Source organism: Actinoplanes siamensis (assembly GCF_016862395.1).
Classification (GTDB): Bacteria; Actinomycetota; Actinomycetes; order Mycobacteriales; family Micromonosporaceae; genus Actinoplanes; species Actinoplanes siamensis.
In genome coordinates, this window is record NZ_BOMW01000107.1 from 1 (window position 1) to 11,176 (window position 11,176).

Genomic DNA, 11,176 nt, shown 5'->3' on the forward strand with positions numbered 1-11,176 from the left:
CCCCCCCGAGGGTTACGGACAACAGTTCTGGCCAGGCGCTTAGTCATGTTGGCGGCGACGTCGCGCTGCTGGGAGTAGGCCCCGCCTGGCCTGGCCGCGAACGTGAGCCAGGAGGCTGCGAGTCCGGGAGATACCGTTCGCCACTATGGCTGAACCGGCGAAGCCCTGGCCGTTCGCCCCTCCGAAGCCGATCGCGGTCAGAGCGTCGGGCGCGGCGCAACAAGTGCGAGGAGTGCTGCTTCACCTCGAACGAGCCGAGGGCGGCCTCGATGAAGCCAAAAATTGGTCCCGTTCGCAAGTCTGATGTGAACCGATGGCTGTGGTTTCTGTCGCACTCGCGCGCTACTGTCCCGAACCGTGGTGGAAACAGCGAGTGATGTTGGGTTTGCTCAGCGCGTTAAGGCGCTGGCCTGCACAGCTCCGTTGCACGATCTCGACAACCGCAAGACGCAAGTCCAGGCCGGAGATTTTTCCGTTTACCAGATGAGTGAACTTGCGCTCAATGCCATCGATCTGGTCACCCTGGCGATGGATTTCGACGCGGGCGCTCCGCCCGAGCGGATCGTGGCCGAGTTGTCCCGTTTCACCGCCCGCCAAGCACCCGATCACACCGAAGCGGAGCATCTGCGGGTCGCCCGCTGGGTGCTGGAAAACCTGCTCAACGTCGGCTCGACCGACCGGGGCTTCCGCGCTGTGTACGGCATGACCGGCGGAGATGGCAGCTACAGTCGTTACGCGTTCGACTTCAAGCTGCTGGAAGAGGTGTCCGGGCCGGACGGCGAGATCTTCCTGCGGGCCACGAACGAGGCGGTCAACGTGCTCGTCGGCGCGCTCGAAATCGACATCGAGTCGGCACAGATCGCTGCGGACCTGCGGTTGGAGACGCTGATCCGGCGCGGCCGGCTGTCGGACGCACAGGCTGCTGCCCAGGCCGCCCGCTACCGCACCATTCAGTACGGGGAGAAGCTGCGCCAGCGGCTGGAAGCGACCGAACGTGATGTTCGCACCGTCGACTGGCTGCACGAGATGCCCGAGTTCATCGCCGAGGCGATCGAGCACATCGAGGCACGCTACAAGGCAGAGAACGCGATCCTCGTCAACATCACCGAGGCGCGGGACACCGCCGACACCGCGGCCCGCAAGCTGCAGGCCGCCCAACTGGTCGAGGTCGTCCGCGACTGCCTGCGCCGGCATGAACAGTTGCAGGCGGCACTGCAGGGCGCGGGCCGCCGGTTCCGGGCACAGCAGGACCGGCAGACATTCGCTCCGGGCAGCGCCGGAGCGGCCCTGGATCTGCACGCCCAGCTACTCGCGCCGGTGTTGGCGCTGCCGGTTGCGGATGCAGACGAGGTCCTCGCCGCGTATTTCGTGCGCGGCTCCGGCGTGCGGGTTCCGCCGGCTCTGCGGCTGGTCGACCTGTTCACCGCGTTGGTGACAGCGCCGACCGAGCGGGAGCTGCTCGGCGGCGAGATCGAGGACCCTGATCTCGACGAGGTGGTTGAGGAACCCGCCTTCCCGGCTGAGTGCTACGACCTGCTCGATGACCTGTTCGATCTGGACGTGGAAGCGCCGCGGAGGCTGTCCGGCTTGCTGGAAGAGGCCCGGACGCTGCATCCGGAACTCGCCGCGCTCGTCGTGGTGCGGGTCATCGCGCTCGCCGCGCAGGAGATTAACCCGGCGCTTCGCCATCAGGCAGCAGGCGTCTTCATCGCCGTCGACGACGGCACACCACTGCACGACCCGGAGTACGGCGGCGCCGACCTTCTTGTGGCTCGCGCCGTCATCGAGCGCGTGTCCGCCGCCGATCGCCCTGTTGCTCGGATCTCGACGTCGATACCGGAGGACGATGCCGCATGACAACCGCAGCGCAGCTCACGGCTGATGCGGCCAGGCTGATCGGTTACGGGTTCCGTCCCAAGCTCGTGCCGGCCCGCGATGACACGTACCGCGACCTGGTCCTGCGTGCCCGCGCCGATGACGAGTTCGCGGCAGCGGTCCAGGCGGTCGCGACCGGGCTCGACCTGGTCGTCCTGGAGATCAGCGACCGCAGCGGCATCGTGTTCGGTTCCACCCAGGACAGCGTCTTCGCGGTGAGAATGACCGACTACGCCCGCCGTACCGGTGGCGAGGGCAAAGCCTCCGAGCGGGTCCTGCACGCCCTGGCCCACCTGGGAGCCGCGACATTGGCCTTTCCCCGGCCGGCCGACCTGGCGAACGAAACGTACCTGGGTCGGATCACCGTCGACGGCGTCGAGGCGTTCGTCCGTGAAGCGGCCGGCCGTCTTGCCGAGGCAGCCGCCGAAACCGACACTGCGGACGTCGCGACCGACCAGCCGGGGCTGGAAGCGGCCTGGCGTGTCTACACCCGGCGGGCACGAACCGGCAGCACCGGCGACGGCCGCAAACTGGCCAGTAGCACGACGGGAATCGTGAGCAAAGCGCTGACCTTCCTTGCCGACCAGGGACTTCTCGTACGCACCGGCGATGAACGCCGGGGCACCTTCCGCACCACACCCCGCTACCGCACCCAGGTCCGTGAGGCGGGCGTGGTGATGTTCGACGAATTGCTCCGACTCGGGATCACCGAGATCAGCGACGGCACCGGAACCGTCACGGTCGGCTGGACGGCCGAGTCGCTGGCGCAGCTTTAGGGAGAACAGACGATGTACGAGCTCAATCGCGTCCGGTTGTTCTGCGTCGGCCCGCGCGGGGCCCGGTACACCGACGTCACGCTGGACCTGTCCGGCGTCGGGCAGATCATCGCTGGGCAGGGCAGTCTGTTCGGTACCACCGTGCGGAGGCCAAGCCCATTCAGCCTGCTGCTGTTGGAGAACGGCGGCGGCAAGAGCGTGCTGCTCAAGCTGCTCTTCTCCGTCGTGCTGCCGGGCCGGCGCAACGCCGTCGGCGGGTCGGCCGCGGTGATGGAGAAGTTCGTCCTTGGCGACGACGCCGCTCACGTCGTCCTGGAGTGGATGCACGTGCGCACCGGCGATCGCGTCATCACCGGCAAGACGTTACAGCGGCGACGCAGCGGCTCGGCTGCCGACCGGCTGGCCGAGCACTGGTGGTCGCTGCGCCCGCACCACGGCGTGGAGATCGAAACACTGCCGTTCACGGCCGACGGCCGGCGGCTGCGGTTGGAGGGCTTCCGCGAGGCATTGCAGGAGATCGACCGTGCGGCGCCGATCACCCAGCTGACCTGGGTCGGCGCGGAGGTGGGTGCCTGGGCCGACCATTTGCGGGACACCGGGATCGAGCCGGACCTGTTCGGAATCCAGCGGCGGATGAACGCGGATGAGGGCGACGCGGCCAGCGCGTTCAAGTTCAAGTCCAGCCGGGAGTTCGTCGAGTGGCTGCTGAAGATCGTCCTGGACGCTGAAGACGCGGTGAGCGTCGCGGGAAACTTCGACAGCTATGCACGTACGGTCGGCGACCGGCACGCGATGTTGCTGGAGCGTGACTTCGCTGCTGGTGCGGTGGCGGCATTGCGGCCGGTAGCGAACGCCCATGAGCGTCATCGCGCCGCACGCACTAGCCTGGAGCGCGCCGTCCACGACGGGACCGCGCTGCTGCTACGTGTCAGGGCTCGGGAAGCAGCCGAAGCCGAGGCCACCCAGCGGCTACGCCAGCTGGCCAAGGACGCCGCGTCGACTGCCGCTGCCCGGGAGAGCGACCGGGACCGGGCGCGCGACATCGTCAACGAGACCCGCCGCCAGACATTCGTCCTGGAACGCGCCGACGCCCAGCAAGAGCATGATCAGGCGAAAGCCGGGCGCGATGCCGCCGACGCCGACCTGCGCGGATGGGCGCTCGCCGACTTGATCGAACGCAAAACGGCAGCCGAGCAGAAATCGGCTCGGCTCGGCGAGCAGATCACCCAGGCCGAACGTGACGCACGGCCGGCGTTGAACGCACGTGACCGGGCGGCCGGAGCGTTGCTGAGCAAGCTGCACGCCGAGGCGGCAGCCGCCCGCGCCGAGCGAAATCGACAGAGCGATCTCGCGGTGGCGTACCAGGGCAAAGCCGTGGATCTGGACAACGAAGGAAGACAGGCACTCGTCGAGGTTGAACGGCATCGGGCCGAACAGAAGACGATCGCGAAAGAGATCGCCGACAGCCGGGCGAAGGTGGAGGCCGCGGTCACAGCAGGCCTGCTCGCAGCGGGCCAGGACGTGGCGGAGGCAGCGTCCGAGGCGCAAGCGGCTGCCAGAATCGCCGCCGAGCAGATTCGGCAGGGCGAGAAGGCACTCGAAGCCGCGAAGAGCACCGCCAGTGACACCGCGAAGGCCGCTCAACAAACACGCGAGGCCCTGAGCATCGCTCGCGGTCGCCATGACGAAGCTAACCGAGATCTTCAGGCAGTCCTTGACCCGGCTGCCCGGCTGACCGCGAGCGAGTTCATCCAGGCGGCGCTGTCCGCCGATGCCGTCGATGTCGAAATGCTGGACGGCAGCGCCGACACCCTGGCCGAGCAACTGCACTCCGACGACGTGGGGCGCGGGCGGCAGCTCGACTTGCTGCGCGACGCTCAACGTGAAGACCAGCGCCTGCTCGACGCGCTCGGCGACGGCGGCCTGCTCCCACCTCGCGTCGAGGTCGAGGCAAGCCTGGAGGCTCTGCGATCAGCGGGCGTGGGGGCGCACGCCGGCTGGCGGTACCTTGCCGAGAACGTGGCCGCCGCGGAGCGCGGACAGGTGATCGAAGCGCATCCACAGTTGGCTGACGGCGTCGTCATCGTCGATCCCAGTGCCATGACAGCCGCCCGCCAAGCGCTGAGCGCCGCGCGCCTGCTCCCGACCGCGGCAGTGGCCGTCGGCACGGGTGCCCGCATGCTGACCGCCGCCGCCGAACAGCCGGTTTCCGAACCGACCGGGGCCGCTAGTGAGCAGTTCGTCGTTGAGCCCAACCCGGCGCTGTTCGACGCCGAAGCCGCGGAGATTAAACGTGGCGAACTCCGCGAGACGATGGAGATCCGCGGCAGCGAGATCAACTCTTCGACCGCCACCCTGACTAGTCTCCGAGAGGTCAAGGCTGAGCTGGCCGCTTGGCGGCGGGGCTGTCCTGCTGGCCGGCTCGACGAGCTACGCGAGACCCTCATCACCCGTGACCAGGAGCTGGCAGATGCTGCGGAAGCCGACGGCATCGCCGTCGCAGCGGCCGAGGCGGCCGCGACTCTCTGTGAACGCCTTGAGGATGAACTCCGTGATCTTCGCCCGATCGAACGGGCCGCCGCAGAACAGGCGGGGGAACTGAACCGGCTCGCGACAGCCGTGGCGGCGACCGAAGAGCAGCGTAAGCGACTGCCTGAGATCGATGACGCGATCGCGCTGGGCGAGCGGACCGCCGAAGAGCTGACCCAGCAGCGCAACCGAGCGCAGGAGCAGGCGACCGAGGCCGCGCTGGCCGCCGAAAACGCGAGCGCCCGCGCCGAACGTCACCGTGCCGAGATGGGCGACGTTGTCACCTCCACCGGCGAGCACGCCACGACGGTGCCAACCGACGACATCCCGCTGCTGCGCTCCGCCTACCAGGCAGCGTCAGCCGCATACGCCGCGGTCGAGGTCGGCCACGACCTGCGCGCCGCAGCCGACACCGCGGACTCCGAAGCGGCCCGACTCCGCGCCGACGTCGACGGCCACGACCCGGCCGACATCGCCCGCGCGTCGGAGCTGCTGAGAAGTCCCGACGGCGCGGATGCGGCCGGTCGCCAGGCGGCCGTCGCCCGAACCAAGCGTGAACAGGCTCGCTGCGACGTAGCTATCAGCGCCGCGAAAGAGAAGATCGGCGTGGTTACCGGTGAGCTGAAAGCGGTGACACCGTCGGACAACCGCAACGTGTGGATCCAACTGCCCGAGGAACGCCGGCCCACCGGCGTCGAGCACGGCCGACAGCTGCTGACGGCAGCCATCGCTGAACAGCGCGCTGGCCAGCAACGCTACGAGGACGCATCCGCCGAGGCTACCCGCCTGCAACAGCGCGCCGGCGAAGCCGGCGAGGCGACCCGTGCGTTCGGCGCAGTCGGCGAGCCCCTGGCAGCCCGGCTGGATCAGCCCGACACCGGCCTGGAGACCGGCTCCGTTGAGCCGTACGGCGGCACCGCGGAGCAAGCCCGCGCAGCCGCCGCGGCAGCGCAGGAGAGACTGCGGCAGACCGGATCAGCCGAACGAAGCACACATCAGGAAGTGATCCGGCTCGTTGACGTGGCGGTGAGGCTGGCCGGCGAGTCGAAGTTCGAGGCGATGACCAATGTCGCCCGGCGCGCTCTCGTCGGCCTCGACCGGGAACAGCTGGCGGCCCGCGCGGGCGAGTTCGCCACCCAACTCGAACAGCGCCTGGCCACCCTAACCAGTGATCTCGAGTCTGCCGGTCGGCACCGCAAACTGATCGTCGACCGGCTGGCCGCGCTCGTGGACGGCGCGCTCAAGACCCTGCGGACCGCGTCTCGGCTTTCCAAATTGCCTTCGGGGCTCGGCGAGTGGGAAGGCAAGGAGTTCCTGCGCATTCGTTTCGCCGAACCCGATCCGAGCCTGCTCACCGCCCGGGTCGGTGAGGTCGTGGACGAACTGTCCGCAACGGTCACCAGCCGGGCGGGCAGCGCAGCGGCTCCGAAGCGGGATGGCCTTGCTCTGCTGCTGCGCAGCATCGAGGCGGCAGTGCCGAAGGGATTTCTCGTCGACATCCTGAAACCCGACGCGGTCCTGCGCGACGAACGAGTGCCGATCGAAAACATGAACGAGGTGTTCTCCGGCGGCCAGGAGCTGACCGCCGCCATCGTGCTCTACTGCACGATGGCGGCCCTCCGGGCCAACGAACGCGGCCAGATACGGGCGCGGCACTCCGGCGTGTTGTTCCTGGACAACCCGATCGGCAAGGCCAGCGCCGAGTACCTGCTGGAACTGCAACAGGGCGTCGCGGCGGCGCTCGGCGTGCAACTCGTCTACACGACTGGGTTGTCCGACGACCGGGCCTTGTCAGCCTTCCCCCTGTGGGTGAGGATGCGCAACGACGCCGACCTGCGGGCCGGGCTGAAACACATTCGCGTAGCCGAGATCGTACGCCGACAACTGCCCGAACCGTTCCCCGACGACGACCCGTCGCCGAACAACACCGCGTTGGGCACTATCACCGCCACCCGCGTCTACCGTCGACCGGCATGAGCCTCGGAACGTCCCCCACGCCGCTGAGCCCGCGCGCCGCGCGGCTCGCTGCCGAACTTGAAGCTTGGGGCCGGCGCACCATCACACTTGCCGAAATCTGGCCGCTGTTCGCCCGCGCCGACCCGGCCTCGGCCACGCGGCCGACCCGCCGAGCTGACCTCGCCGCCACAATCGCCGCGCTGGCCACGGCAGGTGTGGTGACGGCATCGAGGAACCTCGACCGTACGGCTGAACCGCCGCTGCCCGCGAGGCTGACGATGCCTCAGCCGACGGCGACGATGCCCGCCGCCGCGCTGGCCCTGGCGGTGCCGTGGCGCCCGGATCTCGCCTGGGCGGCCACGGCGCGGCTCACCGTCGGGCAGGTCGGCGTGCTCCAGGTCGTGAACACCTGGCTGCGCGACCGCGGCAAAGACCAGGACGTCGTACCCCTTCGTGAGCGATCCCTGGAACTGTTCGGCTATGAGAAACGCCTCGACACCCTGCTGAACACCGCCTTGTTCGGCCCGGGCCGGCTCACCCTCACGATGCTGCGGACGTTCCGCTCCCGTCCGCCGCTTCCCGTTCGCCGCATCGGCGACGGCCCCATCCTGCTGGTCGTCGAGAACGCCGACACCTTCGACTCCCTGCGCCGAACGTTGGCCGCCACCTCCAGCGGGGTCGGACACATTGCGTGGGGAGCGGGCGCGGCCTTCGAAGCATCGGTGCTCAGCACCGCCGAACTGCCCCACGTCCGCGACGTCGCCTACTTCGGCGACCTCGACACAGACGGACTGCGCATCCCCGCCTCAGCCGCGCTGTCGGCCACTGCCGAGAACCTACCGACCGTACGTCCTGCCCACGGCCTGTACCGGCTGCTGCTGGATCACGGTACTCCACAGGCCGGTCAGGTTACCGTCGAAACTGAGCGGGCAGCCGCGCTCGCAAGCTGGCTGGGTGAGCCAGCGGCGACAGCAGCGGTCGAAGATCTGTTGCTCCGAGGTCTGCGCCTCCCGCAGGAGGCAGTGTCGGCCCGGCTACTCGCCGCTGCGATCGACAGCTGGATTGCGGACCTAAGATGACGCTCGTTTCGGGGACATGCCACTCTCGTCGTGGATCACCCATCGTCGATCATCGAGCATGGTCGACATGTTGAGTTTGCCGGCCGGGCGTACACCGCCGTCGACCACCACCGGGTTGCTCGATCTGCTTGAGGAGGGCGGCGCCGTCCAGGTGAAAGATCCGCCGAAAGCAGTACGGGCAGCCTGGTGACGGCTGCTGCATCGCGTCAGGCAGAGCGGTGAGGTCCCGCCGGGCTGGCATCTGCTGCATCGAGGCCGCAGCGAAGGAGATCTGACCATCGAGTTGCGGCCGGGAGAGCATCCGTCCGCCCAATATCGCGGCCCGGCCAGAGCGTCGGCCATCCCCGTACCCGCGGAGCTGGTCAACCCTCATCCGGTCGTCGATCGCCTGCGTGATCAACCGGAGCTGCTGCCAGCCTTCATAGAGAACCGGTCACGGACCTTGATGAGCGGTCAGGCTCTCGCGGACGCGGCGTCAGCCAAGGGGAACACAGTCGCTTCCGGCGACCACGACACACTTATCGTCGTCGTGATCGACGGCCAGCGACATGAGATCCGGATCGTCGAAGAGACCGGAAAGCGATGGACCTTGCGCTTGGTCCTGGAGATCAGGGGCGCTGGGCAGGGGCCGTCACGGTGGGTGGACCATGTCCAGCGCCGCATTGAAGACGATCTCTCCGAGGTATTGGCGGAGATGGAACGTCGAGCGGTTTCCGTTCGCGCCGAGCGTGATGCGCACCCGGCGCGCTGAGTAACAGCTCCTGGAGGCGAAACGCCAGCGAAAGATCATCAAGTGTCGAGACAATGTCCTGCGGGAGCAGGTCGCGGCGTGGAAGCTCGCCCGGCGGATCCGTGCCCATGGCGACCAGCTGGTGGCGGCCGGGATGTCGACCGACGATCCCTGGCTGGTCTGGGCGAACACGTACGCGGCAGATATCGACCCGTTGAGTGACCCGCCGACGACACCGCCGGACACCATCGGCTCCCGCGGCACAGCCGACCGGGGTTCATGAGATGGAGTCTCGGAGCTGCGCGAGTGCCGTGTTGACGATGTCCGGGACGGAGGTGGGGCTGATGGTGAGGGACTCAGCGATCTCGGCGTCGTCGAGCCCGTGAAGGAAGCGGAGTTCGATGACAGTGCGTTGACGATCCTGGAGCCGCGCCAGACGGTTTTGCATCGCTGACGAGAATCCCGTTACCTGCGCGGGCGCGGCGGGTGCGGCAAGATCGTGTTCCAGAGGCCGACTGTGGCGGGCGGCGAGCGCGTTCAAGACGTCGGCCACGGCGGTGACCGGAAGGCGTAAATGGGTGGCGATCTCGGCGGGAGTGGGGTCGCGGCGTAGCTGTTGATGCAGGTCGTCCCGTGCTCGGCTGATACGGGCGGCGCTTGCCCGCAAGGTGGCTGAGGTGCCGGACTGCCATTCACGCCGGGCTTCGTGACGGACCTCGCCGATGATCCATTTGCGCAGGTACGGTACGAAGTCACCGTAGCGAGGGTCGTGTCCGTCCACGGCCTTGACCAGGGCTGTTGCCCACGCGTTCGCGGCGTCACCGGGGTCAGGCAGGTAACGCGCTTCCCGCTTGGCGAGTTGGCGGGCGAGATCTGCGTTGTCGCCGATGAGGTCGGCTCGTATCCGTGAGCGCTCGTGACCTGCGGTTTGCGGGTCGCGCAGCTCACGGAACATGCCGCGGAGCCGTGTGGCGCGCGGGTCGGGCCGGAGTGTGCGGAACCGGCGGACCAGGTCGCTGTAGTTGTAGTGGGGGCGCAGGAACAGCCTGGCGAGGCGTTGTACCAGCTGGGGCTCGGGTTTGATGCGGTGCTCCACCGCCGCGAGGTGGGTAGCCGAGACGGACAGCATCGCCGCGAAACTCATCCGGCTGCGGCGGTGGAGCACCCTGACGCCGAGGAAGTATTCGTGGATCGACCCGTAGTCGTCCGGGTTCATCGACTCAATGCGACGGAAACCCAGAGCCGGGGCGAAGTCGTTGAACCGCAGGCCACATCCGGGCTCAGCCTCGATCAGATTGTGGAAGAAAATCGCCGGTGGACGGCTGGCGCGGTCCTCGTAGCGGCGGATGGTTCCCTCCGAGCGGCCCGTCATCGCCCCGAACGCGGCGCGGCTCATCCCGAGGTCAGCGCGGGTTGCGGCGATCAGCTCGGCTGACGCGGAAACGGCGTCATGAACAACTGTCATGTCGCACCCAACGACAGCGATGTGCATCGATCACGGCCGAGGGTGCGCATGTACTCCCAATGAGCGACATGGGTCGATGAAATCAACCGAGATGTCCTGGCGTCGTCGTGCTGCTCTGGAGCGTGGCCATCTCGGACGGTCGCACCAGCCGTCGGAGGGCACCCGGTTGTCCTTGATCTACTGGCTGGCTTTTCGCCAAATAAGTGCCTAATAGTCCGCTATGGGTTTATTGGCGACCATACAACTGAGGAGATGAGCTGCCACGTGCGATCAGCCGACTACCAGACGCTCACTGCCAAAGTCGGCGACGATCTCCATTCGGCCGCCGAGCGCTGCGATGTAAGCAGCAAGGGTTCTCAGCTCGCTCGCGTCGACCTTGGCGCGTTCGATGGCGGAAACCCGTTCCTGGCGCACATTCATCCGCTCAGCGACTTCGGCCTGGGTGAGCCCGAGACGTTTGCGCATCTCTGTAAGCCGGTGGGCTCGACTGATGTGAATGAGGGCCTGAGCTCCGGCCTCGACCTCGGCGCGATCCTCGGCGTCGGGAAAGAATTCGGTGAGGAAAGCATCACGGTCGTACCCGTGGGTGCTGCTCATGACTCCTCCATCTCCTTCAGGTAGGTCGCATACCTCGCCTCGGCGAGGGGGATCGCTTGCCGGTACCAGGCGGTCCATTGTCCGGCCTTGTCTCCGGCGACAAGGAGGACCGCATTGCGGGCGGGATCGAAGATGAACAGGATCCGCATCTCTGTTGCCCCGGCTGAGT

Annotated in this window: 9 protein-coding genes; 6 read left to right on the forward strand and 3 right to left on the reverse strand. The window is 67.7% G+C overall.

The window, feature by feature from the left end:
• Positions 1–357: 357 nt before the first annotated feature.
• The 6 genes from Asi03nite_RS36775 (at position 358) to Asi03nite_RS36795 (ending at position 8,966) form a co-directional block, all read left to right on the forward strand.
• The gene (locus Asi03nite_RS36775; protein WP_203685139.1) at positions 358–1,857 is read left to right on the forward strand and encodes a hypothetical protein; all 1,500 of its coding nucleotides are present in this window, start codon (positions 358–360) and stop codon (positions 1,855–1,857) included.
• Complete coding sequence (locus Asi03nite_RS36780; RefSeq protein ID WP_203685140.1) at positions 1,854–2,651, forward strand: hypothetical protein; 798 nt, start codon at positions 1,854–1,856, stop codon at positions 2,649–2,651. The genes Asi03nite_RS36775 and Asi03nite_RS36780 overlap by 4 nt, the downstream gene beginning before the upstream one ends.
• A gap of 12 nt (positions 2,652–2,663) precedes the next feature.
• The gene (locus Asi03nite_RS36785) at positions 2,664–7,157 is read left to right on the forward strand and encodes a coiled-coil domain-containing protein (RefSeq protein ID WP_203685141.1); all 4,494 of its coding nucleotides are present in this window, start codon (positions 2,664–2,666) and stop codon (positions 7,155–7,157) included.
• Positions 7,154–8,215, forward strand: a complete 1,062-nt coding sequence (locus Asi03nite_RS36790) for a Wadjet anti-phage system protein JetD domain-containing protein (protein ID WP_203685142.1) — start codon at positions 7,154–7,156, stop codon at positions 8,213–8,215. The genes Asi03nite_RS36785 and Asi03nite_RS36790 overlap by 4 nt, the downstream gene beginning before the upstream one ends.
• Positions 8,216–8,273: 58 nt before the next feature.
• Positions 8,274–8,405: a hypothetical protein gene (locus Asi03nite_RS38750; RefSeq protein ID WP_275409533.1), complete on the forward strand. Its 132-nt coding sequence runs from the start codon at positions 8,274–8,276 to the stop codon at positions 8,403–8,405.
• A gap of 93 nt (positions 8,406–8,498) precedes the next feature.
• Entirely contained in the window at positions 8,499–8,966 is a 468-nt protein-coding gene (locus tag Asi03nite_RS36795; protein WP_203685143.1) for a hypothetical protein, read from the forward strand.
• A gap of 256 nt (positions 8,967–9,222) precedes the next feature.
• Here Asi03nite_RS36795 and Asi03nite_RS36800 read toward each other — a convergent pair whose 3' ends face one another.
• The 3 genes from Asi03nite_RS36800 to Asi03nite_RS36810 form a co-directional block, all read right to left on the reverse strand.
• Positions 9,223–10,410, reverse strand: coding sequence for a sigma-70 family RNA polymerase sigma factor (locus Asi03nite_RS36800; protein WP_203685144.1), 1,188 nt, complete (start codon positions 10,408–10,410; stop codon positions 9,223–9,225).
• Between the two features lie 270 nt (positions 10,411–10,680).
• Positions 10,681–11,007 (reverse strand): XRE family transcriptional regulator, encoded by a 327-nt coding sequence (locus Asi03nite_RS36805; RefSeq protein ID WP_203685145.1) that lies wholly within the window; start codon positions 11,005–11,007, stop codon positions 10,681–10,683.
• The coding region (locus tag Asi03nite_RS36810) for a type II toxin-antitoxin system RelE/ParE family toxin (protein WP_203685146.1) at positions 11,004–11,176 on the reverse strand (173 nt) is incomplete at its 5' end. The genes Asi03nite_RS36805 and Asi03nite_RS36810, both read right to left, overlap by 4 nt.